A 24503-nucleotide genomic window follows, 5' to 3' on the forward strand; every position below is an offset into this window, starting at 1 on the left:
AAGTCAGCGCGCGGCGGCGGTGTCCGTGCTGTCTTCTGGGCTCTTGCCCGGGGCGGCGCCCTTGTCCGGGGCGGCGGCTGCGTCGGGGGCGACGGCCGTGCCCTGACCGGTGACCGCCCCGGTGCCCAGGTAGGGCGCCAGATAGCGGTAGAGCATCCCCTTCATCTCCCGCGCGTACGCGTCCCGTTCCTCGCCCTCGTGCTGGACGACGAGGTCGAGTCCTGCCTTGAACATCGCGAAGGACATCTGCGCCACAAGCGTGCGTTCAGCTGTGGACAGCGACGGCTGACGGACGCCGAGCAGTTCGGTGAGGCGCGCGAGCAGTGACGCGTGCAGCTCGTCGTGGCCCTCGGCGACCTTGCCGGGAGTGTCCGGGCCCTTGATCAGGGCGAGGAAGGCCGGGTTGGCGCAGTTGAACTCGATGAAGGGACCGGCGACGGCGTCGATCATCTCGTCCAGCGGCAGCAAGGCGTTCTCGACGGTGAAGACCCGGCCGTGGGTGGCTTCCATCTCCTTGGCGAGCTGGCTGCCCAGCTCGACCGCGATGGCCTCCTTGTTCGGGAAGAACTGGTAGAGCGTGCCCGGCGACACCCCCGCCTCGCGGGCGATCGCGTTGGTGCTGGACGCCGTGTAGCCCAGCGCGCAGAACACGCTGGCGGCGGCCTGGAGGAGCTGTGTGACACGCCGCTCGCCGCGGGCCTGCCGACGGCGCGGCTGCCGCTCTTCCGCCTCGGACACGGTGACTCCCCAGGGGTATTGACAAACACGAGCGGCCACTCGCATTCTTGAAACGCGAGCGACAGTTCGCATTTGCGATTCTACGTCGCACTACGGGGAGAGGACACCTTTTGTCATGGCTGATGTCAACCACGACTCCGAGGTCGGGGGCTGGACGCGGGCCGTCACGGCCCGGCCCAGGCTGACGCTGCTGCTCGCCCTCCTCTTCACCGCGCTCGCGGTCGTCGCCGGGCGAGGCGTGGCCGACCGGCTGGCCAGCGGCGGCTGGGAAGCGCCCGACTCCGAGTCCTCGTACGCGACCGCGGCGCTCGCCGACCACTTCCCCGCCTCCCAGCCCAATCTGGTCCTGCTGGTCGACGCCAAGGGCGCGGGAGTCGACAGCCCCGCCGTGGCCGCGCAGGGGCAGGAGCTGGCCCGCAAGCTCGCCGCCGATCCGGCCGTCACCGGCGTCACCTCCTACTGGGGCACCCACGCGCCGGTGCTGCGCGCCAAGGACGACGGCTCGGCGATGATCACCGCCCGGCTCAAGGGCGACGACGACGCGGTGGCCACCGCCGTCAAACGGATCGCCCCCGCCTACCGCGGGGAGCACGGACCGGTCGACGTGAGCGTCGGCGGCTCGGCCGCCGTCCGGCACGAATTGCAGAGCACCATCCAGGACGACCTGGTCAAGGCCGAGATGATCGCCCTGCCCGTCACCCTGATACTGCTCGTCATGGTCTTCGGCAGCGCCATCGCCGCACTGCTGCCACTGGGCGTCGGCATCATCGCGATCCTCGGCACCAACGCGGTGCTGCGCGCCATCACCTCGTTCACCGACGTCTCGGTCTTCGCGCAGAATCTCACCACCGCGCTCGGCCTCGGCCTCGCGATCGACTACGCCCTGTTCATCGTCCGCAGATTCCGCGAAGAGCTGGCGACCGGACTCACCCCGCGCGCGGCGGTCGGAGTGACCCTGCGCACCGCGGGCCGCACCGTCCTCTTCTCGGCCCTGACCGTCGCCGCCTCGCTCGCCGCGATGCTCGTCTTCCCGCAATACTTCCTGCGCTCCTTCGCCTACGCGGGGATCGCCGTGGTGCTGCTGGCCGCCGCCGCGGCGCTGATCGCGCTGCCCGCCTGCCTGGTCCTGCTCGGAGACCGGGTCAACGCGCTGGATCTGCGCAAGGTACTGCGCCGCAGGCCCGCGAGCGACCCCGGTGCGGGATACGCCGCCTTCGCCCGGCTGGTGATGCGCAGGGCGCCGCTCTTCGCGATCGGCGCGGTCGCGGGCCTGCTGCTGCTCGGACTGCCCTTCCTCCAGGTGCGCTTCGGCGCCGCGGACGACCGGCAGTTGCCCTCGGCGGCCGAGTCTCATGTGGTGCAGCAGCACATCCGCCAGGAGTTCCCCGGCAGTCCCGACGGCGCCATCACGGTGCTGGCCGAAGGCGCCGACCGGTCCCAACTGGCCGGATACGAGAAGCGGGTGGCCGCCCTGCCCGGCGTTGTCCGGGTCGAGGGGCCGGTCGTCGCCCAGGACTCAGGCGCCGCCTACATGACGGTGCTGTCCACGAGCGAGGCGGTGGACGCCGGCACCCAGCACCTGGTCGGCGCGATCCGCGCCGTGCCCACGGACTTCAAAGCCTCGGTGACCGGCCAGGCCGCCGTCCTGGTGGACACCAAGGACACCATCGGCCAACGGCTGCCATGGGCGGCCGGGATCATCGCCCTGGTCACCTTGCTGCTGGTCTTCCTGCTCACCGGCAGCGTGATCATCCCGCTCCAGGCGGTGCTGCTCAACGCGCTGAGTCTCACCGCGATGTTCGGCGCGGTGGTGTGGGTCTTCCAGGACGGTCATCTGTCCGGACTGCTGGGCTTCACGGCCACCGGCAGCATCGAGACGACCCTGCCGGTGCTGATGTTCTGCGTGGCCTTCGGACTCTCCATGGACTACGGGGTGTTCCTGCTCTCGCGGATCAAGGAGGAGTACGACCGGGGCGGCGACCACCAGGCGTCCATCGAGTTCGGGCTCAAGCGGACCGGCGGACTGATCACGGCGGCGGCGGTGATCCTGGCCGTGGTGATGGTCGCGATCGGCACCTCGCGGGTGGCCAACACCAAGATGCTGGGGCTCGGCATCGCGCTGGCGGTGCTCATGGACGCGATGGTGGTCCGCACCCTGCTGGTGCCCGCGGTGATGCGGCTGACCGGACGGGCCACCTGGTGGGCGCCGCCGGTGCTGCGCCGCTTCCACGACCGGTTCGGCATATCGGAGGGCGGCGGCCAGGAGGCGGCGGAGGGCACGAAGGCCCCGCACTCCTCGCAGGAGCGGCGGGACCCCGAGCCGGCCACGCGGAACTGAGGCTCAGTCCGGATCCCGGCGGCCGCGGTTTCCCGGCCGCCGGGCACTCCAGGCCCTGACGGTATCGGCGTACCAGAAGGGCTTGCCGCCCTCGACGACATCGGGCGGCGGGAGATGCCCGTGCTTCCGGTAGGAGCGGACGGTGTCGACCTGTACGCGGATGTGCGCGGCGATCTCGGCGTACGACCACAGGGTCCGGTCGGTCATCCCAGGTACCTCCGTACGGCGGGGCTGCTGTTGATCAGCACCTTCGTCCGGCCAACGACAGGTGAGCGTCACCGCATGGGCTTGTTGATCTTCTGTGACACGGAACCCGCGTAACGGTGACAAATGTGGCGAACGGGTAACGACCGCGCAGGTCGTCCGGACCGTGGCGGTGAAAGGGGGCACGATGGCGGGCTGAGACCGGAGGAAATCAGCGAGCGGGCAATCCGCCCACCCCTCGGCTCCGAATACCGGTCGGAGACTTGCGCGGGTGAGTCGGGACGGGATGGATCGCAGATGAGGGAAGCCGTACGGCTGGACGGCGTCGCAGGCGCCGGCCCCGACCTCCAGGAGCTGCTGGTCGCGGTCGCCCGCGGCGACGAGGCGGCGTTCGCCAGGGTCTACGACGCGGTGGCCGGGCCCGTGCTGGGGCTGGTGCGCTCGGTGCTGCGGGACCCCGCGCAGTCGGAGGAGGTCGCCCAGGAGGTGCTGGTCGAGGTCTGGCAGACCGCGACCCGCTTCCAGGCATCCCGTGGCAGCGCCATGACCTGGGTGATGACGCTGGCCCACCGTCGTGCGGTGGACCGGGTGCGTTCCGCGCAGGCGTCCTCCGACCGGGAGCACAAGGCCGCGCTGCTTGAGCACACCCCCGCCTTCGACGAGGTCGCGGAACAGGTCGAGTCACGGCTGGAGCGCGAGCAGGTGCGACGCTGTATGCGGACGCTCACCGAATTGCAGCGCCAGTCGGTGACGCTCGCCTACTACCAGGGATTCACCTACCGGGAGGTCGCCGAGTTGCTCGCGGCTCCGCTGGGGACCGTCAAGACCCGACTGCGGGACGGACTCATCCGCCTGCGCGACTGCTTGGGAGTGAGCGCATGACGACCGCCGATCTGCATACCCTCACCGGTGCGTACGCGGTGCACGCGCTGCCCGACGGTGAGCGGGAGGAATTCGAACGGCACATCGCCGACTGCTCGGCCTGTGCGCAGGAGGTCCGTGAGCTGTCCGCGACGGCCACCCGGCTGGCGCTGGCCGCGTCGGTCGTGCCGCCGCCGCACATGCGTGAGCAGGTGCTGCGCCGGGTCGCCGCCGTGCGGCAGGAGCCGCCGGTCGTCACGCGGCAGGAGCGGCGCGGTCTCGCCGGATGGATGGCCGGGGCGCGGCGGCTGCCGCGTTACGCGCTGGCCGCGTGCATGGCGGGAGTGGTCGGGCTCGGCGGGGTGGCCGTCTGGCAGCACCAGGCCGCCGACGACGCGAGGCAGCGCGCGAATCAGGCCGAGCAGCGGGCGGGCGAGCTCTCCCAGGTGCTCTCGGCGCCCGACGCGGCGAGCACCACACGGAAGCTCAGCACCGGCACGACCGCGACCGTGGTGGTCTCCCGGAGCCTGGGCAAGGCCGCTTTCCTGGCCGCCGGTATGCCGACGCCGGCGGCCGGGAAGACGTACGAGCTGTGGTTCGACGACGGCGGGAAGATGCGGCCGGCGGGTCTGATGGACCCGTCAGCCACCGACCAGGCCGTGGTGCTGGACGGGCGGATCGACAACGCCTCCGGGGTGGGCGTGACGGTCGAACCGGCCGGCGGCTCGCAGCAGCCGACGAGTGCCCCGCTGGCGCTGGTGACGTTCCCGGCGGTGGCCCGTGCCTGAGACGTCGCGGACCGGGTCGTCCATCGCGCTGTTCACCGCGGACCTGCGGTTGCACGACAACCCCGTGCTGGCCGGGGCGGTGGCGGCGGCCGGGAGCGTGGTCCCGCTGTTCGTGGTGGACGAGGGCATCGCGCGGGCCGGATTCGCGGTGCCGAACAGGGCGGCGTTCCTCGCCGACTGCCTGGCCGACCTGGACGCGGGCCTGCGGGCGCGCGGCGGGCGGCTGGTCGTGCGGCGCGGCGACGTCGTCGAGGAGGTTATCCGGGCCGTCGGCGACAGCGGGGCGCGGCAGGTGCACATCGCGGCCGGGGTGAGCGGTTACGCCCTGCGCCGCGAGGACCGGCTGCGCAAGGCCCTGGCGGCGGCGGGCTGCGAGGTGGTGGTGCACGAGGCCGTGGTCACCGCGGCCCCGCCCGGCGCCGTCACCCCCGTGGGCCGCGACCACTTCGCCGTCTTCACACCGTACTTCCGGCGCTGGGGCGCCGAGCCCCAGCGCCGCGTGCTGGACGCGCCGCGCAAGGTCACCGTGCCCGAGGACGTGAAGTCCGCCGCGCTGCCCTCCGCCGCCGAGCTGACCGGGCCGGGCGGCGGGCAGCCGTCGCCGGGCCTGCCGCCCGGCGGGGAGACGGCGGGTCGCAAGCTGGCGGGCAGTTGGTGGCGTTCGGGCCTGGAGGGTTACGCGGACCAGCACGACGACCTGGCGGGTGACGCGACCTCCCGGCTCTCGCCGTATCTGCACTTCGGGTGCGTGTCCGCGACCGAACTCGTCCACCGGGCGCGGTCGGTGAGCGGCCGGGGCGCGGAGGCGTTCATCCGGCAGCTCGCCTGGCGCGACTTCCACCATCAGGTGCTCGCCGCGCGGCCGGACGCGGCGCACCGCGACTACCGTTCCCGGCACGACCGTTGGCGCACCGCCCCCGAGGAGGTCACGGCCTGGCGCGAGGGCCGCACCGGCTACCCCATCGTGGACGCCGCGATGCGCCAACTGCTGCACGAGGGCTGGATGCACAACAGGGGCAGGCTGCTCGTGGCGAGTTTCCTGACCAAGACGCTGTACGTGGACTGGCGGGTCGGCGCCCGGCACTTCCTGGACCTGCTGGTCGACGGCGACATCCCCAACAACCAGCTCAACTGGCAGTGGTCGGCGGGCACCGGCACCGACACCCGGCCCAACCGGGTGCTCAACCCGCTGCTCCAGGCGGCCCGTTTCGACCCGGACGGCGACTATGTGCGGCGCTGGGTTCCGGAACTGGCCGAGCTGGAGGGGGCGGCGGTGCACCAGCCGTGGAAGCTGTCGGGTCCGGAACGGGAGCGGTTCGACTACCCGGACCCGATCGTGGCCCTGAGCGAGGGGCACGCCCGCTTCTCGCGGGCCCGCGGCCTGGACGACTGACCGCGAACCCACCGAACTGAGCGGAGCCGACCCACTCACCACGACCGGTGCCCCCAGCGGCCCGGCTGTCGCCGATTACGCCCGCCCGTCAACACCGCCCTTTCGCGGCGGCCACGGGAAGAAACCACTCGTCCGGGCGACGTATTCGGCGTAGCCGGGCCGCTGCGCCATGTGCCGTTCCAGCAGCGGCTTCCCGCTGCCCCGCAGGAGCAGGAAGCTGATGGTCAGCGGGCCGAGCACGGCCAGCACGACGGCGCCCGCCGCCGACGACCAGCGGGCGCCGTCGCACGCCAGCACGTACAGCCCCCACCAGACGCAGAAGTCGCCGAAGTAGTTGGGGTGCCGGGTCCAGCCCCACAGGCCGCGGTCCATCACCTGACCGCGGTGCGCGGGATCGGCCTTGAAGCGGGCGAGCTGGTGGTCGCCGACCGCCTCGAAGACCAGCCCGACCAGGCACAGCGCCGCGCCGACCGCCGCCGCCGGGCCGACGGACCCCGGCAGATAGCAGGCGACCTGCACCGGCAGCGACACCACGCACACCAGCAGACCCTGGAGGAGGTAGACGATCCGGAAGGCGTACCCGTTGCGGCGGTCGGCCGGGACCTTGGACAGCATCTTCTCGTAGCGCGGATCCTCGCCGTGGCCACGGCCGCGCCAGGCGATGTGCCCGGCCAGCCGCAGCCCCCACACCACGGTCAGGACCAGGACCAGCAGCCGCCGCCCGTCGTCACCGTGCCCCGAGGACAACCCGTACGACACGACGGCGACCGCCGCGAAGGCGGCGCCCCACGCCACGTCGACCACCCGGTGCATGCCCTTGGCCACCGCGACCGCGAAGGTCACCAGCATCACGGCGAGCGCCGCGCCCGCCGCCGCCGCGAGATTCACGCAGAATGCGCCCCACGGAAAGCCGTTCACCGGCCTGCCGCCGAGTCTTCCGCGTGCACGGCACCAGTCGGCCCCGATGCCCCGGTGGCCCCCACCGCCCCCTCCAGCACGAACTGCCGCACATCCAGGTACCCGGACCGGAAACCGGCCTCCGAGTAGGCCAGGTAGAACGTCCACAGCCGCCGGAAGACCGCGTCGAAGCCGAGCGCCGCCACCTCGTCCGCGCACCGCGCGAACCGCTCGCGCCACAGCCGCAGCGTCTCCGCGTAGTGCGGTCCGAACGCCTCGGCGCTGACGATCCGCAGCCCGGTGGCCTCGCCGCTCACCTCGGAGATGGCCTCGGCGGAGGGGATCATGCCGCCGGGGAAGACGTACTTGTGGATCCAGGTGAAGGTGGGAAGGCTCACCAGCATCCGGTCGTGCGGCATGGTGATCGCCTGGAGCGCGATCCGGCCGCCGGGCGCGAGCCGCCGCTCCAGGGTGCGGAAATACTCCGGCCAGAACTCGTGGCCGACCGCCTCGATCATCTCGACGCTGACCACCGCGTCGTACTCGCCCTCGACCTCGCGGTAGTCGCGCAGCAGCACCTCGACACGGTCCTGGAGCCCGGCGGCGCGGACCCGTTCCAGCGCCAGTTCACGCTGCTCGCGCGAGAGCGTCACGCTCACCACACGGGCGCCGCGCGATGCCGCGCGCACCGCCAGCTCGCCCCAGCCGGTGCCGATCTCCAGCAGCCGGGTGCCGGGACCGACCCCGGCCGCGTCCAGCAGCAGGTCGATCTTGCGGTGCTGGGCGGCGGGCAGCAGGTGCTCGTCGGCAGGGAAGCCGCGGAAGACCGCGGAGGAGTACGTCATCGTCTCGTCGAGGAAGAGCGAGAAGAGGTCGTTGGACAGGTCGTAGTGCCGGTGGATGTTGTCGCGCGCGCCCTCGCGGGTGTTGCGCTGCGCCTCCGGCCGCCGCCTGGCCCACGCACCGCGCAGCCGTTGCAGGGACGGCGGTACGAGGGTGGCGACGTTGTCGGCGAAGACCGTGAGCACACCGGTCAGGTCGTCCGCGTCCCACTCCCCGGCCATGTACGACTCGCCGAAGCCGATCAGGCCCTCGGCGCCGATCCGGCGGAAGAAGGACCGCGGGTCGTGCACCCGCATCAGCGGGCCGCCGAGCCCCAGCGTGCGGGCGCCCTCGCCCGCGTCGTCGCCGTCCGCGCCCGCCAGCCGCACCCGCAGCGGCAGCCGCTCCAGCGCCCTGCGGACGAGGAAGGCCGCGACGGCCGCGCGCGCGGCCGAACAGCGGGGCGCCGCCGCGACGTCCGGCCAGCGCTCGGCGTCGACCGCCGCGCGCACCCTGGACGTCGACACGGGCGAGACGGCGGCCCCGGCAGTCACCGGGGCGGCCGGAGTGGATGACACGGTCACCGCATTCCCTCCTGAACGTGATGGCTTGGCCGCGGCCGTACGGGCAGGCCGCGCAGATACAGCAGAACACCGTGGAATCTGATCCCCGCGGAGACGAGGAGCGTCGACCACGGATGGCGTACAGCGGCCCGGAGCAGTCCGGCCGTGGTGGCCGGGCGGCGGTCGCCGCTCACGGTCGCGGTGAAGGGGCGTTTTCCGTCCAGTTCCAGATGGACCGTCACGGAAAGGCGGTTTCCCGGCTCCGGCACCCGCATGCGGTAGTCGCCCTCCACCGGGAAGAACGGGGAGACGTACAGCTCCTTGGCGGTCGAGGCACGGCCCTCGGCGTCCGGCGCCAGCAGATAGCAGTGCCGCTCGCCATAGGTGTTGTGGACCTCCGCGACCACATGGCGGGGCGTGCCGTCACGCGCGTGGCACCAGTACAGGGTCAGCGGGTTGAAGACATGGCCGAGGACACGGGCGTGCGTGAGCATCAGCACGCGGCCGTCCGCGGGGGCCGCCCCCTGCGCGGCGAGGAACCGGTCGAGCCCCGCCCTGACCGTGGGCGCCGTACCGCCGAAGTGGTCCCGCGCCCGGAAACCGGCCAGCGGGCGCAGCGGCAGCGGCAGTCGGGGCATGTGGTCCACGTCGACCAGCCACATATAGGTGCGCATACGGAAGGAGTGCCGCACGGGGCGGTTACGGGCGTGGGCGATCCGACAGTCGTACAGCGAAGGCGCCACCGCCACCGCCTCCGCCTGCGGCTTCGCTTCCGCTTCCGGATCGTGCGCCGTCCCGTCATGCACCGGAGCCGTCATGACCACTCCACCCCCAGCGCGCGCGCCGCCGCCACCCCGGAGGCGCAGCCGTCCTCGTGGAAACCCCAGCCGTGGTAGGCGCCCGCGTAGGCGACCACCGGCCCGTTCAGTTCGGGCAACCGTCGCTGCGCGGCCACCGACTCCGGCGTGTACTGCGGGTGTTCGTACGCCATCCGGTCCCGTACGGCGGAGGGGTCGACCCGGTCGGCGCCGTTGAGCGTCACCACATACGTGTCGGCGCCGTCCAGCCGCTGGAGCCGGTTCATGTCGTAGCTGACCAGGACGGCGTCGGCGTCCGAGGCGCAGGACGGCATCAGGTAGTTCCACGACGCGCGGGCGCCGGACGCGCGCGGCAGCACGCCGGTGTCGGTGTGCAGCAGCGCGGGATTGACGGTGTACGGGATCGCGCCCAGCACCTCGCGCTCGGCCGCGGTGGGCTCGGCGAGCAGGCTCAGCGCCTGGTGCGGGTGGACGGCGACGACCACCGCGTCGTAGCGCTCGGTGGTGCCGTCCTCGACGGTGACCTCGGCGCCGCCGGGGACGCGGCGCAGCGCGGTCACCCGGCTGGAGGTGTGCACGGCGGACACCTCCTTGCCCACCCGCTCGACGTACGTACGGGAGCCGCCGGTGATCGTGCGCCAGGCGGGGGAGTCGCCGACGCTGAGCAGGCCGTGGTGGTCGAGGAAGCGGAAGAGGTAGCGGGCCGGGAAGTCCAGCGCGGTCGCGGGGGAGCAGGACCAGACGGCGGAGACCAGCGGGGTCATGAAGTGCTGGACGAAGTAGGGGGAGTAGCGGCCGTCGGCGAGGAATTCCCGCAGCGTGCGGTCGGTGGCGGCAGCGCGCGCACCCGTGTCCGTATCCGAGCCCGTATCCGTGGAAGAACCCGAACCCGCTTCACCGCTCTCCGCGAGCAGCCGCCGCGCCCCGCGGTGGAAGGCCGTGACCTCGGTCAGCATCCGCAGATAGCGGCCCCGCAGCGCGTTGCGCGGCTGCGCGAAGAGCCCGCGCGGCCCGCGGGCCCCGGCGTACTCCAGGCCGCAGCCCTCGCACCGCACCGACATGCTCATCTCGGACTCCTGCGTGGCGACGTCCAGCTCGCGCAGCAGCCGCAGCAGATGCGGATAGGTGCGGGCGTTGTGCACGATGAAGCCGGTGTCGACGCTCAGGGACCGGCCGTCGGGGTCGGCCACGTCGTGGGTGTCCGCGTGCCCGCCGAGCCGGTCGTCCGCCTCGTACAGGGACACGTCACTCGCGCGGTGCAGCACATGGGCGGCGGTAAGGCCCGCCACTCCGCTGCCTATCACCGCGATCCGACGTCGTTCGGCCGTCATGCGATCCCCTCGGTCAGTGCTCGATGTCCGGTGACACCCCGTGGTGCCCGGTGGCGCCCCGTGCCCGGTCGGTGTCCGGCGCGGCCGGAACGGCGACCGGCACCGGTGCGCCCTCACTGATCATTCGTGGCCGCCGCCGCCGCGGATTGGTGCGGGAGCGGAACGTTCCGGCGGTGATCTTCACGGCCCCCACCTGCGGCGGAACCCGTCGGCCCGGGGGACGCGGAATCCCGTACCAATCCGCCGGGCGAGTGGCCACGAATGCGGGATGTGACCGACCAGGAGACCATCAGCCCCGGCAGTGTGCTGGAGCCTCATCAGCCACATGGCCCGAGCGCCGCCGGCCGGCTGCTGAGGGTCGTACTCGGCGCGCTGAGCGGCCTGTTGGCCGCTGCCGCGTCACTCGGTTTCGCCGAACTCGTCGCCGTGGCCGCCCGTCCCGAGGCCAGTCCGGTGACGGCGGTCGGCGGCGCGGTCATCGACCGCACACCGGTGTCCCTGAAGGACTACGCGGTACGGAACTTCGGCACCAACGACAAGCTGGTGCTGCAACTGGGCATCGTCGCGATCCTGGCCCTCTTCGCCTTCGTGCTCGGCGTGTTCGCGCTGCGTTTCCGGCGCACGGGCTGCGCGGGCGTGCTGGCCTTCGGCGTCATCGGGGCGGTCGCCGCCTGGAGCCGACCCGACTACCACCGGCTGGACGCGCTGCCGTCGATCGTCGGCGCGCTGCTCGGAGCGGCGGCGCTGTGGCTGCTGACGCGGCGGCTCACGCTCCGCGCCGCACCGGCCGCGCGCGTGCCGGAACAGGCCGCCGCGCCGGAGACACCGACCGCTCCGTCCGCCGTGGAGCGCGCCGCGGAGGACGACGAGGACACCGCCGAGACCCCTCTGCCACGGACGGAAACGCCCGCCCCGCAGGCCGGGCCCACCTCCCGCCCCGCGTTCGACCGCCGTGGCTTCGTGCTGGCCGCTGCCGCCACGGCTGCCGCGTCCGCGGGTGCGGGAGCCCTGGGCCGTACCCTCAACAACCGTCGCGGCGCCGTCGCGGTGGCCTCACGGAAGGCCATCGCGCTGCCCGCCCCCGCCTCCCGCGCCGCGGCCGTCCCGCGCGGGGCGGACCTGGGAATCCCCGGGCTGAGCGCATTCACCACGCCGAACGCGAAGTTCTACCGCGTCGACACCGCCCTGGTCGTGCCGAAGATCGACGCCACCACCTGGCGGCTGCGCATCCACGGCATGGGCGTGGGCAAGGAGTTGACGCTCTCCTACGACGACCTGCTGCGCCGTGACCTGATCGAGCGGGACATCACGCTGACCTGCGTGTCCAACCAGGTCGGCGGCCCGTACGTCGGCAACGCCCGCTGGATCGGCGTCCGGCTGGCCGATCTGCTGCGCGAGGCGGGGGTACGGCCCCCGTCGCGCGGTGGCACGGCGGACCAGTTGGTGGCGCACTCGGTGGACGGCATGGCCATCGGCTCACCGGTGGAGACCGTGCTCGACGGCCGTGACGCGATGCTCGCGCTCGGCATGAACGGCGAGCCGCTGCCCTTCGCGCACGGCTTCCCCGTCCGCATGCTGGTGCCCGGCCTGTACGGCTATGTGTCGGCCTGCAAGTGGCTTCGCGAACTCGAACTGACCACCTTCGACTCCTACGACGCCTACTGGGTCAAACGCAGCTGGTCGCGCGAGGCGCCGATCAAGACCGAGTCGCGGATCGACACCCCGAAACCGTTCGCCAGTCCCAAGGCGGGCCGGGTGCCGGTGGCCGGGGTGGCGTGGGCGCAGCACCGGGGCATCGACCGGGTGCAGGTACGGGTCGACGGCGGCCGGTGGCAGACCGCCCGGCTCGCGGACGAGGACAGCACCGACACCTGGCGGCAGTGGCTGTGGGAGTGGGACGCCACGCCCGGCAGTCACACGCTGGAGGTCCGCGCGACGGACCGTGACGGCTACACGCAGACCGACCACCGCGTCGGCACCGTCCCGAACGGCGCGACCGGCTGGCACTCGGTGGTGGTCAGCGTCGACTGACCCGTCGGCGCGCCGACCATCCGACGACCTGTTCGCCTTCGAGCGGCCCGCCGCCCCCCCGGGCCATCCGCCCCCCCCGGACCATCCGCCTCCCCAACTCCCCGCCACAGACGACTTTTCCGCACGCACATGTCGCATAGACCGCACATATAGAGGAGAAAAACCATGTTCAACCTCCGCGCCCGCCGCATCGCCGTCGCCGTGACGGCCGCCGCCGTCCTGCCGCTGGCCCTCAGCGCCTGTTCGAGCGACGACAACAAGAAGGACGACTCGGCGGCGGCGAGCCCGTCCACCTCGGCGAGCGATCCGGCGATGGCGCCCACCAGCGACGCGCCGAGTGACGCCTCGACGAAGGACGCGCCCTTCGGGCCCGGCTGCGCCACCGTGCCCAAGAACGGCGCGGGCAGCTTCGACGGCATGTCCAAGGACCCGGTGGCGACCGCCGCCTCGCACAACCCGGCGCTGTCGACGCTGGTCGCCGCCGTCCAGAAGGCCGGTCTCGTCGACACCCTGAACAACGCCCAGAACATCACCGTCTTCGCGCCGACCAACGACGCCTTCGCGAAGATCCCGAAGGCCGACCTCGACAAGGTCCTCGCCGACAAGGCGATGCTCACCAAGATCCTCACCTACCACGTGGTCGGCGAGCCGGTGAAGGCGCCCGAGGGCCTGTCCAAGGGCACCTACACCACGCTGGAGAAGGGCACCCTGACGACCTCGGGCTCCGGCGAGGCGTACAAGGTCAACGACACGGCGAACGTGGTCTGCGGCAACGTCACCACCGCCAACGCCACCGTGCAGATCATCGACACGGTGCTGATGCCCAAGTAGCCGTTGGGGACCAGGCGTTACGGATCACTCCGGACGGCCCGCGACGACGCGCAGCAGGTGTTCCGCCACGGCGGACATCGCGTCGCGGGCCGGCCGCAGATAGCGCCGCGGGTCGACGACGGCCGGGTCCGCCGCCAGGTGCTCCCGTACCGCCCCGGTGAAGGCGATGTTCAGCGCCGTGCCGATGTTGACCTTCACCATCCCGGCGGCGACGGCCCGCCGCAGCTCGTCGTCCGGCACACCGGACGAGCCGTGCAGCACCAGCGGTACGGGTACGGCCGTGCGCAGCGCGGCTATCAGTTCGTGGTCGAGGCGCGCGGAGCGGTCGGTCATCGCGTGCGAGCTGCCGACCGCGACGGCGAGCGCGTCCACCCCGGTCGCGGCGGTGAAGGCGGCGGCCTCGGCGGGGTCGGTCCGCACGCCGGGCGCGTGCGCGCCGTCCTTGCCCCCGACCTCGCCCAACTCGGCCTCGACCCAGGCGCCCTGGCCGTGCGCCCACTCCACCATCCGCGCGGTGGCCCGCAGATTCTCCTCGTACGGCAGCTTCGACGCGTCGAACATCACCGAGGACGCCCCGGCCGCCACGCCCGCCCGCAGCAGTTCCTCGCTCTCCACGTGGTCCAGGTGCAGGGCGACCGGCACCGCCGCGCCCCGCGCGACCGCCGCCGCCCCCGCCAGCACCGGCTCGACCCGACCGCCGTGGAAGGCCACCGCGTTCTCGCTGATCTGGAGGATCACCGGCAGCCCGGCGGCCTGCGCGGCGGAGGTGATCGCCTCCGCGTGCTCCAGCGTGATCACATTGAACGCGGCGACCCCGTGGCCCGCGGCCCGGGCTGCGGTGACGAGTTCTGCGGTGGCGACGGCAGGCATGGGATTCCTCGGGGTACGTACGGCGGTGCCGGTTTCACGGGTGCGGGCGGGGGTACAGGCGGCGGTCCGCCGAACAGCGGAGCGCCGCGCGGGGGTTGGCGTCAGGCCAGGACGACGGAACGCGTCAGGTTGCGCGGCCGGTCCGGGTCGTACCCCTTGTTCTCCGCGATGGCCACCGCGAGCCGCTGGACCCGCACCAGGTCGGCCAGCGGGTCGAGCACGGGCGCGCCCGTACCGCCGACCGCGCTCGTACCGCCGTCGGCGGGCGCGGCGGAACCGGCCTCGAGAAGGCCGCCCACGCCCGCGACGTTGTCGGCCAGGCCCTCGGGCAGGGCGCCGAAGGCCCACACCACGCGGCCGGGGCCGGTGATGCTGATCGGGCCGTGCCGGTACTCCATCGCCGGGTAGCTCTCGGTCCAGGCGCCCGCGGCCTCGCGCATCTTCAGCGCGGCCTCCTGCGCCAGGCCGTAGGTCCAGCCGGTGCCGAGGAAGGTGAACTGCTCGGCGGCCGTGACGGTGGTGGGCAGTTCCTGGGCGAGCGCCAGCCGCGCGTCGGCGACGGCCGCGGTCAGGTCGTGGCCGAGGTGGGCGCGCAGCAGCGCGAGCGCGGTGGTGGCGAACCGGGTCTGCACCACCGACTGTTCGTCGGCGAAGTCCAGCACCACGACCTCGTCGGCGGCCTCCATCACCGGGGTGTGCGGGTCGGCGGTGATCGCCGTGACCGCGACGCCCGCCGTACGCAGTCGCTCGCTCGCCCGCAGCACCTCGGTGGTGGTGCCGGAGCGGGTGATCGTCACTACACGGTCGTAGCCGCGGCCGAACGGGAACTCCGAGGCCGCGAAGGCGTCGGTCTCGCCGTGGCCGCCCTGTTCGCGCAGCGCCGCGTAGGACTGGGCCATGAACCAGGAGGTGCCGCAGCCGATCACCGCCACCCGCTCGCCGTCGCGCGGCAGCTTTCCGGCCTCGGCGGGAGCGAGATCGGCCGCCCGCTGCCAGCACTCGGGCTGGGAGGCGGTCTCGGTGGTGGTGAGGGACGCGGACATCGGGGCTCCTCGTGCGGTGTGCGAGATACGGCGTGCGAGATGCGACGCGCGGTGCGGATGCGCGATCCTGCTCGAAACGAGCAGCTATCGAGCATAAATGTACACAGAGGAGAGGGCTGGCGGAAGGTCCCGGACTGCGCTAAGGGCGCACGCGGGCGGCGCGCCCCCTGTCCGGCGGCCGAATGAGGCGCGCGTCACACTTCCCGCACCGGATGTCACATCCCGTCGCGCGGTCCGGCTCTCTGGTACGAGGGCGTGAACGGCGGCCGGACCCGGCGAAGGCCGAACGGTGAGAACGAGAAGAACGAGGAGGAAACCCTGCCCGAGAGAAAGCTCCGCACGACAGGCAGGGCTCTTCGTCCTCTGTCAATTGCTTTACGCGAGGCCCGAAGCGCTCACGTGGATTCCTTCAGAGCCGCCGCTTCCGTTTTCGCGGCCACACGTTCGAGTAGCTCGTCGAGATCGTATTGCGCGCGTCCGGGACTGCCGTAGCGGGTGATCTTGCCGCGGCTGGCCCATTTCCTGATCGTCGCCTCGGAGACTCCGGCGGCGAGTGCGGCGAGTTGAGTCGGAACAAGCCGACTTCTATTGCGCGGTGGCGGATTCATGCGGCGTCCTCCGGGCGCTGGGATTGTGCTGCCGCTCCCGCAGTGCCGCGCGCGAACTGCCGCGTCTGCTGAATCTGCCGGGATAGCAGAAGCCATTGGTGGGGCTGCCAACTGTGTCCTGCGGTACAGCTCACTTCTCGAGTGCGCCGGCCGTCGGGCGACGACGGCGCCGTGGTCATCGCCGCGCTGCAACCGGAATGGATGCATTGGCCGAGATCCATGCGCAACGCGGGCTGCGTGTAGGCGGACCGGCGCGCGCGGTGCGTTATCTCGGAGATCTCCTCCGCGAAGTCCGCGGCGGTCGGGTGCGCGAGCAGCCAGTTGAGGTGGACGACGAGGAAGTCGGCCATCTCCTCCGGCTGCCTGCGGACCGGCTTGCGGACGGCGCGCTCCTCGGCGACCATCGCCGCCCACGAGGCCAGGAACCCGACGATGCCGGACCGGGCGGTGATCGCCGCCTCGTCCAGCCGTATTCCGGTCGACTGCCTGCTGCCGCTGACCCGTTGGAGGGTCGGGTTGCGGCGCGGATGGAGCACCGACTCGCAGTCGTCGTAGATCTCCGGCAGCTCCATCAGATTCGCCTTGAGATCGTGGTAGCACGAGGTGCACAGACGCAGCCCCGGGGCCGCTGTGCGGCGCGGTCGCGACCCGTGCGGCACGTTGCCGCATTTTTGGCCCACACATGGAGATGAATTCATTTGGTCACCCGTTGGTCATGATGTCGGAAGGTGGCTGTCGCAGTGCGAACTCGTCGATCGACTCGATGACCGAGGGGAGTGCGCCCTGTTCAGGACATGCCGAAAGTCGTCGTCGGTGCAGGTGAGCGACGTCCCGTCGGAACATGGCCGTGCATCGGCTGCCTCCGACGGAATGGCGCACCGTCAGCGGCGACCGCTGGATCCGGAACCTGTCGACGTACTCCAGGCGCGAGGGAACTACTCAGTGGAACGCCTGGACCATCTCAACGCAGTGCTGAACGCAGTGCAGAACGGTCGGCGAGGGCCGGGCCGACCGGATATACCGCGAGCAGCGGTGCTCGCGGGCTCCACAGACCAGTGGGGCCCATGGGGCACGCCGGATCATGGAGGTGTGCGTCGTGAGTGGATCGCACCGGTACGGGATGATGTGGGGCGCGCGTGTGCCGTGGCGTCGCCTAAGCGGGACGTCATCGTCCGTGCCACGCGGGACGGGGCCCGCCGCGCCGTCGAATCAACGGCCGAATCGACCGTCGAGTCGCCGGAGCGTGCGCGGACCTGGCCGGCCTCCGCGTCCGAGCAGTGGCTCGGGCGGAGACGGATGACGGTGCCCTGGGCCGTGCCCGGGACCGTTCGTAAAGCTGGATCCCCGCCGGTCGCCCGAGGGTGACCTGGAGAAACGCTCCCGTGGCGCCATGAGGTGACCGGCTCATCCACCGTGCCTGAAGCACCCCGGCACGAGACCGAGGTTACCGGCGATCGGAAACGCCGTGGTGGCCGTGATGAGTCCAGTTGGGCCTGTCGCGTTAAATCCGTGTTCATAACGATCCGGAACCCCCGCTCCCGAGTCATGTACGGCTTACAGCATACGGATGTTCGCGTTTGGCAGGCGACGATACAGGCAAACGCAGGAGCCGTCCACACCTGATCTACCTGCGACGATCACGCTCCACGCGGCCCTGACCGGCGGCTCATTGACGAGAATGCCGCCTCGTAAAATGTGACTACACGCTAGCGTGACGCCGTCGTGAACCCGCGAACAATCACCATCTGACAGCGCGTCAGGCTCCATGGTCATTCGGGTCCGGAGTGTTCCGAAATGCTCGATGTTGAGGCGATGCTATGAGGATCATCGGACTTCATCGGTGTCACGCAAATTCGAGGGGCACTGCAACCATCTTTCCCGACCGCATAGTCCCGACCCGTCGATGAACTGCGCAAACAGCCCGCTGACCAAGTGAAGTTGACATCGGCGGCAAGAGACTGTCACGATACTTCCGGCGGCCGAGGTATGCCCGGATCCGGGCAGCAGTGAGACCCCGGACGCCGCAATCACACTCAGATCACCGAGCCCCGCGTGCGCTGTGCAGCCGCGGGGCTTCGTCATGGGCGGCCACGCCGTCTCCGACCGCCCGCCACCGGCACCGCGAAAGGCCGAAAGGAGCCTGCGGCGCATGGACAGGATCGGTTTTGTCTTCCCCGGCCAGGGTTCGCAGAAGGTGGGAATGGGGCTCGACCTCGCCGGAGAGCATCCGGATCTGGTCGGCCCCTACTACCGCACCGCGGACGAGATTCTCGGCCTTCCACTGTCCCGGCTGTGCTGGGAGGGACCCGCCGAGGTCCTCCGGGACACCTCGATCACCCAGCCCGCGATCTTCCTGACCAGCCTGTGCACCTGGCAGAGCCTGCGTCCGCGCGGTCTCGCCCCCGACATCGTCGCGGGCCACAGCCTCGGCGAATACACCGCGCTGGTCGCCGCGGGCGTCCTCGAATGGACCGACGCCCTCCGACTCGTACGGCTGCGCGGCCAGTTGATGGCCGCGGTCAACGCACGCGTGCCGGGCGCCATGGCGGCCGTACTCGGCCTGCCGCTCGAGGACGTCGAGGCCATCTGCGCACAGGCCGCCACCGGCACCGGCCAGATCGTCGAGATCGCCAACGACAACGAACCGGCGCAGGCGGTCGTCTCGGGCCAGGCCGAAGCCGTCCAATGGGTGATGGCCGCCGCCAAGGACGCCGGCGCGCGCCGGGCGGTCCCCCTCGAAGTCGGCGCGCCTTTCCATTGCAGTCTCATGAGCGAGATCGAGGACGAATTCGCGGCGGCCCTGGACGCGGTGGAATTCCGCGATCCGGTGGTCGAGACGATCTCGTCCGTCACCGCGGCGCCGGTCACCACCGCCGCCGAGGCGCGTACCGCGCTCAAACGCCAGCTCACCGGCCGGGTCCGCTGGACCGAAACCGTGGCCGGAATGTCGGACGCGGGCGTGGACCGCTTCATCGAGATCGGACCCGGAAAGGTACTCGGCGGCCTGTGCCGCCGGATCGCCCCGGCAGCACGGGTGTTCGCGACATTCGATTCACGGCAGTGTGCCTCGACTCTCGATGCGCTCGCATTCGCGGCCGGAGGTTGACCGGAGACTCGCAAGCAGTCCAAGGAACCGATCAGGCCCAGGTCGCAGTCGGACCTGAGCGTCACAAAGGGCGGACCCATGAGCCGGATAGACCTTCTGAAGCCTCATATACCAGCCCCACGTGCGTCCGCAAACGTCAATCGCACCGAGATACGTACCGCATCGCCGGTACGGGGAGTGCCGGGGCCGTCCGTGAGCTGGCGGGTACTTGTGGTGGAACCTCATGCAGACGACGCCGAATCCCTGGTCAGGGGGTTACGGCGGCACGGACACGAGGTCGCGTCGGTCGGCACGGGCGGCGCGGCACTCCAGACGTACGAGGACGCGGACCTGGTGCTGCTCGACCTCGACCTGCCCGACCTGGACGGACTCGAGGTCTGCCGGAGCATCCGGTCGGTCTGCGACGTGGCGGTCATCGCCGTCACCGCGCGCGGCACCGAACTCGACCGGGTGCTCGGCCTACAGGCAGGCGCCGACGACTACCTCGTCAAGCCGTACGGCTTCCGCGAGTTGATGGCCCGGATGGACGCGGTCATGCGCCGCGCCCGCCCGGAACCCGCCTCCGCGCGGGTCATCTCCTGCGGACCGCTGCGGATCGACGCCGGATCGCGCGAAGTGCGGCTCGGCGGACGGCATATAGATGTGACCCGTAAGGAATTCGACGTGCTCTACCTGCTGGCGTCGCACCCGGACATCGTCATCACCCGGAAGCGGCTCATGCAGCAGGTGTGGGGTGACTCGTGGTCCCGGCGGACCGTCGACACCCATGTCAGCAGCCTCCGGACGAAGCTGGGCGCCAAGGAGTGGATCGTCACCGTCCGCGGTGTCGGATTCCGGCTCGGTCTGGGGCTCGAACGGTCCGGGTCCTCCGCATGAGCCGCGCGGCCGTGCGGTGCGAAGGACACGAATGCGGTACGCGGCAGGCCGAGCCCCGCGACGGGGGCCGGCACCCCGGCCGTCCGGTCGGCGGGAACCGGCTGTGCGCCGCCTGCCACCGTCGGCTGACCACCGGCATCGGCATGCTCCCCGAGCTGTACCGGGACTGCGAGCGGGTGCTGGGCGGCGCCGCGGCCAAGGGGCTGCGCGAACGCACCAGCGGCGGCCCGCTGCCCGGCATGCCGTTCAACCCGGCGGCGGCCGAGACACGCGCCGCGATCCTCGGGGTGCTCGGCTCCTGGAGCGGCCTGATCGCCCAGCAGCGCGGGCTCGTACCGCCCGAGCGGTCCGTCGGCACCCTGTCGGTGTTCCTGCTGCGGCACGCCGACTGGCTGGCCGGGCACCCGGCCGTCGCCGAGGCCACCCGCGAGGTGGCCCGGCTGGTCAGCAGGGCCCGCCGCGTCGCCCACCCCGAGCAGATCCGCCGGATCGCGCTCGGCGACTGCGTCGAACCCGGCTGCGAGGGGCGGCTGTCCGCCGTCGTACGCGTCGGGGCGACGGCCGCGCACCCGGCCGTGCAGTGCGACGCCCAGGCCGGGCACACCTGGGCCGGGCACCAACTCACCCATCTGCGCCGCCTGATGCCCGCCGAGGACACGGCCCCGGGTACAGCGGCCGACACCTCCGCCGGCACTTCCGCCGGCACCTCCGCCGGTCCCGCCGCCGTCGCCCCCGCCGTCGCCGAGCGCTGGCTCACCGCCGCCGACATCTCGCGGCTGTGGAGCACCCCGGTCGGCACGGTCTACCGGCTGGCCAGCGAGCAGAGCTGGCGCCGCAGGCACGGCTCGGGCCGCACCTACTACTCGGAGGCCGACGCACACGCGTGCTTCAGCCGCCGCGCCGAGCGATCTGCCGAACGATCCCGCTAGGACGGCCTGTTTCGACGACCAGCGGACGACCCCTCCATCACTCCCATCACCAGGAGCGAACGATGCACAGCACGTTGATAGTCGCGCGCATGCTGCCGCAGTCCGCGGAGGATGTGGCCCGGATCTTCGGGGAATTCGACCAGACCGGGATGCCCGACCTGATGGGCACCCGTCGACGGGAGCTCTTCTCCTACAACGGCCTCTACTTCCACCTCCAGGACTTCGACACGGAGGCCGGTAACACGACCATCGAACAGACCAAGGACCACCCGCTCTTTGTGCAGGTCAGCGCCGACCTGAAGCCGCACATCGAGGCCTACAACCCGGCGACCTGGCGGTCGCCGAAGGACGCGATGGCCACGCGTTTCTATCACTGGGCCAAGTCCGAGTGACGGACCTGATCTCAAGCCTGTCCTCAAGAATTCACGAAATTCCGAAGGGAGCGGCGTCCACATGGGACGGCGAGTGGTGATAACCGGCATTGGGGTCGTGGCGCCGGGGGGTGTCGGCGTGAAGGACTTCTGGAGTCTGCTGAGCGACGGCCGAACCGCGACCAGAGGCATCACGTTTTTCGATCCCGCCCCGTTCCGTTCCCGCGTCGCGGCCGAGGTCGATTTCGACCCGGAGGCACTGGGACTGAGCCCGCAGGAGATCCGCCGCATGGACCGCGCCGCGCAGTTCGCGGTGGTCACGGCCGCGGAGGCGCTCGCGGGCAGCGGACTGGAGATGTCCGACCTGGACCCGTACCGGACCGGGGTGACCGTCGGCAGCGCCGTCGGCGCGACGATGGGCCTGGACCAGGAGTACCGCGTCACCAGTGACGGCGGGCGTCTCGACCTCAACGACCACCGGTACGCGGTACCGCATCTGTACGACTTCTTCGTGCCCAGCTCCTTCGCGAGCGAAGTGGCCTGGTCCACCGGGGCCGAGGGCCCGGCGACGGTGGTCTCCACCGGCTGCACCTCCGGCCTGGACTCGGTGGGCTACGCGACCGAGCTGATCCGTGAGGGCAGCGTCGACGTGATGATCGCGGGCGCCACCGACGCCCCGATCTCCCCGATCACCGTGGCCTGCTTCGACGCCATCAAGGCCACCACCTCGCGCAACGACGACCCCGAGCACGCCTCGCGGCCGTTCGACAACTCCCGCAACGGCTTCGTCCTCGGCGAGGGTTCCGCGATGTTCGTGCTGGAGGAGTACGAGGCGGCCAAGGCGCGCGGCGCGCACATCTACTGCGAGATCGCCGGGTACGCCACCCGCTCCAACGCCTTCCACATGACGGGTCTGCGGCCCGAGGGCCTGGAGATGGCCGAGGCCATCAGGACGGCCCTGGACGAGGCGCGGATGAACCCCGACGAGATCGACTACGTCAACGCGCACGGCTCGGGCACCAAGCAGAACGACCGCCACGAGACCGCCGCCGTCAAGCGCACGCTGGGCGACCACGCGTACCGGACGCCGATGAGCTCCATCAAGTCGATGGTCGGGCACTCGCTCGGCGCGATCGGCTCGATCGAGATCGCCGCGTCCGCGCTGGCCATCGAGAACAACCTGGTCCCGCCGACGGCCAATCTGCACGAGCCGGACCCGCAGTGCGACCTGGACTACGTACCGCTCAAGGCCAGGGAGTGGACCACCGACGCCGTGCTCAGCGTCGGCAGCGGCTTCGGCGGCTTCCAGAGCGCGATGGTGCTGAGGAGGGCGGCATGACCACTTCCGAAGGCACGGCCGCTTCCGCGGACACGACCGCTTCCACGGACACGACCGCTTCCGAAAGCACGGCCGCCTCCTCTGGCGCCGCCAGTTCCGTCGTCGTCACCGGTATCGGCGTCACCGCGCCCAACGGCCTGGGCACCGAGGAGTTCTGGGCCGCGACGCTCGCGGGGAAGAACGGCATCGGACCCGTCCAGCGGTTCGACGCCACCGGCTACCCCGCCAAACTCGCCGGTGAGGTACCGGGCTTCGTCGCCACGGACTACCTGCCGAGCCGGCTGATCCCGCAGACCGACCACATGACCAGGCTCGCCCTGGTCGCGGCCGACTGGGCGCTGGCCGACGCGGGCGTGAAGCTCGACGAGTGGAAACAGTTCGACATGGGCGTCATCACCGCCAGCTCCTCCGGCGGTTTCGAATTCGGCCAGAACGAACTCCAGAAGCTGTGGTCCAAGGGCGGCCAGCACGTCAGCGCGTACCAGTCCTTCGCCTGGTTCTACGCGGTCAACACCGGCCAGATCTCCATCCGCAACGGCATGCAGGGCCCCAGCGGGGTCGTCGTCTCCGACCAGGCGGGCGGCCTCGACGCGCTCGCGCAGGCCAGGCGGCAGATCCGCAAGGGCACCCGGCTGATCGTCTCCGGCGGCGTCGACGGCTCGATCTGCCCCTGGGGCTGGATCGCGCAGGTCGCCACGGGACGGCTCACCGACAGCGACGACCCGGACAAGGCGTACCGGCCCTTCGCCGCGGACGCCGACGGCTATGTGCCCGGCGAGGGCGGCGCGCTGCTGATCCTGGAGGACGCCGGGTCCGCGCGGGAGCGCGGCGCCAAGGTCTACGGGGAGATCGCCGGATACGCCTCGACCTTCGACCCCAGGCCCGGCAGCGGCCGGGAGCCCGGCCTTCGGCGGGCCGTCGAGGCGGCGCTGGCCGACGCGGGCCTGACGGCGGGCGACATCGACGTCGTCTTCGCCGACGCGGCGGCCGTCCCCGAACTGGACCGCGCGGAGGCCGACGCGATCACCGCGGTCTTCGGACCGCGCGGTGTGCCGGTCACCGCGCCCAAGACGATGACCGGACGGCTCTACTCAGGAGCCGCGTCGCTCGACACGGCCGCCGCGCTGCTGTCGATCAGGGACGGGGTCATCCCGCCCACCACCCATGTCGCCCCCGCCCCCGAGTACGACCTCGACCTGGTGGTCGACCGGCCCAGGACCGCGCCGGTGAACGCCGCGCTGGTGCTGGCCAGGGGCTACGGCGGCTTCAACTCGGCGATGGTCGTGCGCGGAGCAGCCCGGTGACGGGCCCGCGCACGGCCGTCGCCACACCTCAGGAAGGGACCGAGATGGCCGGACCGGAACTCACGATCGAAGACCTCAAGCGCATCCTCCGGGAAGCCGCGGGCGAGAGCGAGGGCATCGACCTGGACGGCGACATCCTCGACCAGACCTTCGAGGACCTCGGCTACGACTCGCTGGCGCTGCTGGAGACCGGCAGCCGGATCGAGCGCGAGCACGGGATCGAGCTGGAGGACACCTCCATCACCGTCGTCGAGACGCCGCGGGCGCTGCTCGCCGTCGTCAACGAGCAACTCGCCGCGGAACACGCGGCCTGACGCTCCCCCCACCCGGTGCCGCCGCCGTGCTCCAAAGGCGGCGGCGGGGGCGACGGCAGGCACCAAGAGCAGATGCCCGATGTGAACTCGCCGTGGGTGCTCCCGGTGCCGATCCTCGCGACCCAACC

Annotated in this window: 24 protein-coding genes; 13 read left to right on the plus strand and 11 right to left on the minus strand. The window is 71.5% G+C overall.

Translation table 11 applies throughout. From position 1 onward, the window contains the following. Nucleotides 1-3 precede the first annotated feature (3 nt). Nucleotides 4-738, minus strand: a complete 735-nt coding sequence (locus tag ACZ37P_RS17330) for a TetR/AcrR family transcriptional regulator (RefSeq protein ID WP_467347160.1) — start codon at nt 736-738, stop codon at nt 4-6. A 115-nt stretch (nt 739-853) separates the two neighbouring features. On the opposite strand from ACZ37P_RS17330, the gene ACZ37P_RS17335 reads away from it, so the two are divergent. Next, on the plus strand, nt 854-3076 hold the full coding sequence (locus tag ACZ37P_RS17335) for an MMPL family transporter (protein ID WP_467347161.1): 2223 nt from the start codon (nt 854-856) through the stop codon (nt 3074-3076). 3 nt (nt 3077-3079) lie between these two features. Here the strand turns inward: ACZ37P_RS17335 and ACZ37P_RS17340 are convergent, their stop codons facing one another. Then, nucleotides 3080-3283 carry a helix-turn-helix transcriptional regulator gene (locus ACZ37P_RS17340; protein WP_188280324.1) on the minus strand — a complete coding sequence of 68 codons (204 nt, stop codon included), beginning with the start codon at nt 3281-3283 and terminating at the stop codon, nt 3080-3082. Between the two features lie 294 nt (nt 3284-3577). Between ACZ37P_RS17340 and ACZ37P_RS17345 the strand changes: the two genes are divergently transcribed. Genes ACZ37P_RS17345 through ACZ37P_RS17355 form a run of 3 tightly spaced genes read left to right on the plus strand, consistent with a single transcriptional unit; the run spans nt 3578 to nt 6322 of the window. Beyond that, nucleotides 3578-4162 (plus strand): sigma-70 family RNA polymerase sigma factor, encoded by a 585-nt coding sequence (locus tag ACZ37P_RS17345; protein WP_188280325.1) that lies wholly within the window; start codon nt 3578-3580, stop codon nt 4160-4162. Continuing rightward, on the plus strand, nt 4159-4929 hold the full coding sequence (locus tag ACZ37P_RS17350) for an anti-sigma factor (protein WP_401715638.1): 771 nt from the start codon (nt 4159-4161) through the stop codon (nt 4927-4929). The genes ACZ37P_RS17345 and ACZ37P_RS17350 overlap by 4 nt, the downstream gene beginning before the upstream one ends. After that, nucleotides 4922-6322 (plus strand): cryptochrome/photolyase family protein, encoded by a 1401-nt coding sequence (locus ACZ37P_RS17355; protein ID WP_467347162.1) that lies wholly within the window; start codon nt 4922-4924, stop codon nt 6320-6322. Before ACZ37P_RS17350 ends, ACZ37P_RS17355 begins: the two co-directional genes overlap by 8 nt. Before the next feature lie 75 nt (nt 6323-6397). Here ACZ37P_RS17355 and ACZ37P_RS17360 read toward each other — a convergent pair whose 3' ends face one another. The 5 genes from ACZ37P_RS17360 to ACZ37P_RS17380 form a co-directional block, all read right to left on the minus strand. Continuing rightward, nucleotides 6398-7240: a DUF1295 domain-containing protein gene (locus ACZ37P_RS17360; protein ID WP_391160471.1), complete on the minus strand. Its 843-nt coding sequence runs from the start codon at nt 7238-7240 to the stop codon at nt 6398-6400. Continuing rightward, nucleotides 7237-8568: a class I SAM-dependent methyltransferase gene (locus ACZ37P_RS17365; protein WP_467347234.1), complete on the minus strand. Its 1332-nt coding sequence runs from the start codon at nt 8566-8568 to the stop codon at nt 7237-7239. The genes ACZ37P_RS17360 and ACZ37P_RS17365 overlap by 4 nt, the downstream gene beginning before the upstream one ends. A 53-nt stretch (nt 8569-8621) precedes the next feature. Next, entirely contained in the window at nt 8622-9347 is a 726-nt protein-coding gene (locus ACZ37P_RS17370) for a DUF1365 domain-containing protein (RefSeq protein WP_355337236.1), read from the minus strand. A gap of 71 nt (nt 9348-9418) precedes the next feature. Next, nucleotides 9419-10753, minus strand: coding sequence for an NAD(P)/FAD-dependent oxidoreductase (locus ACZ37P_RS17375; RefSeq protein WP_467347163.1), 1335 nt, complete (start codon nt 10751-10753; stop codon nt 9419-9421). A 13-nt stretch (nt 10754-10766) separates the two neighbouring features. After that, nucleotides 10767-10937 (minus strand): hypothetical protein, encoded by a 171-nt coding sequence (locus tag ACZ37P_RS17380; protein WP_355337051.1) that lies wholly within the window; start codon nt 10935-10937, stop codon nt 10767-10769. 77 nt (nt 10938-11014) lie between these two features. On the opposite strand from ACZ37P_RS17380, the gene ACZ37P_RS17385 reads away from it, so the two are divergent. Together ACZ37P_RS17385 and ACZ37P_RS17390 are read left to right on the plus strand one after the other, a co-directional pair. Further along, on the plus strand, nt 11015-12784 hold the full coding sequence (locus ACZ37P_RS17385; protein ID WP_467347166.1) for a sulfite oxidase: 1770 nt from the start codon (nt 11015-11017) through the stop codon (nt 12782-12784). Between the two features lie 165 nt (nt 12785-12949). Continuing rightward, nucleotides 12950-13615, plus strand: a complete 666-nt coding sequence (locus ACZ37P_RS17390) for a fasciclin domain-containing protein (RefSeq protein ID WP_391046862.1) — start codon at nt 12950-12952, stop codon at nt 13613-13615. A 24-nt stretch (nt 13616-13639) separates the two neighbouring features. Here ACZ37P_RS17390 and ACZ37P_RS17395 read toward each other — a convergent pair whose 3' ends face one another. From ACZ37P_RS17395 to ACZ37P_RS17410, 4 genes are all read right to left on the minus strand, one after another. Further along, on the minus strand, nt 13640-14485 hold the full coding sequence (locus tag ACZ37P_RS17395; RefSeq protein WP_355337055.1) for a class II fructose-bisphosphate aldolase: 846 nt from the start codon (nt 14483-14485) through the stop codon (nt 13640-13642). A 101-nt stretch (nt 14486-14586) separates the two neighbouring features. Further along, nucleotides 14587-15528: an SIS domain-containing protein gene (locus ACZ37P_RS17400; RefSeq protein WP_391046856.1), complete on the minus strand. Its 942-nt coding sequence runs from the start codon at nt 15526-15528 to the stop codon at nt 14587-14589. 395 nt (nt 15529-15923) lie between these two features. Continuing rightward, complete coding sequence (locus ACZ37P_RS17405) at nt 15924-16136, minus strand: MerR family transcriptional regulator (RefSeq protein ID WP_188280336.1); 213 nt, start codon at nt 16134-16136, stop codon at nt 15924-15926. After that, the gene (locus ACZ37P_RS17410; protein WP_355337059.1) at nt 16133-16708 is read right to left on the minus strand and encodes a hypothetical protein; all 576 of its coding nucleotides are present in this window, start codon (nt 16706-16708) and stop codon (nt 16133-16135) included. Before ACZ37P_RS17410 ends, ACZ37P_RS17405 begins: the two co-directional genes overlap by 4 nt. Nucleotides 16709-18285: 1577 nt before the next feature. Here ACZ37P_RS17410 and fabD point away from each other — a divergent pair. The 7 genes from fabD (at nt 18286) to ACZ37P_RS17445 (ending at nt 24375) form a co-directional block, all read left to right on the plus strand. Beyond that, a complete protein-coding gene (gene fabD / locus ACZ37P_RS17415; RefSeq protein ID WP_391046853.1) occupies nt 18286-19242 on the plus strand; it encodes an ACP S-malonyltransferase in 957 nt (318 codons plus the stop codon). 78 nt (nt 19243-19320) lie between these two features. Beyond that, on the plus strand, nt 19321-20118 hold the full coding sequence (locus ACZ37P_RS17420; protein ID WP_355337063.1) for a response regulator transcription factor: 798 nt from the start codon (nt 19321-19323) through the stop codon (nt 20116-20118). Then, on the plus strand, nt 20115-21047 hold the full coding sequence (locus tag ACZ37P_RS17425) for a hypothetical protein (protein WP_467347170.1): 933 nt from the start codon (nt 20115-20117) through the stop codon (nt 21045-21047). Before ACZ37P_RS17420 ends, ACZ37P_RS17425 begins: the two co-directional genes overlap by 4 nt. Nucleotides 21048-21109: 62 nt before the next feature. Beyond that, the gene (locus tag ACZ37P_RS17430; protein ID WP_355337067.1) at nt 21110-21439 is read left to right on the plus strand and encodes a TcmI family type II polyketide cyclase; all 330 of its coding nucleotides are present in this window, start codon (nt 21110-21112) and stop codon (nt 21437-21439) included. Nucleotides 21440-21500: 61 nt separating this feature from the next. Continuing rightward, nucleotides 21501-22757 (plus strand): beta-ketoacyl-[acyl-carrier-protein] synthase family protein, encoded by a 1257-nt coding sequence (locus tag ACZ37P_RS17435; RefSeq protein ID WP_188280342.1) that lies wholly within the window; start codon nt 21501-21503, stop codon nt 22755-22757. Continuing rightward, nucleotides 22754-24061 (plus strand): ketosynthase chain-length factor, encoded by a 1308-nt coding sequence (locus ACZ37P_RS17440; protein WP_467347171.1) that lies wholly within the window; start codon nt 22754-22756, stop codon nt 24059-24061. The genes ACZ37P_RS17435 and ACZ37P_RS17440 overlap by 4 nt, the downstream gene beginning before the upstream one ends. A gap of 44 nt (nt 24062-24105) precedes the next feature. Further along, on the plus strand, nt 24106-24375 hold the full coding sequence (locus ACZ37P_RS17445) for an acyl carrier protein (RefSeq protein ID WP_355337071.1): 270 nt from the start codon (nt 24106-24108) through the stop codon (nt 24373-24375). Nucleotides 24376-24503: the final 128 nt, after the last annotated feature.

The organism is Streptomyces sp. NPDC024632 (assembly GCF_055559175.1).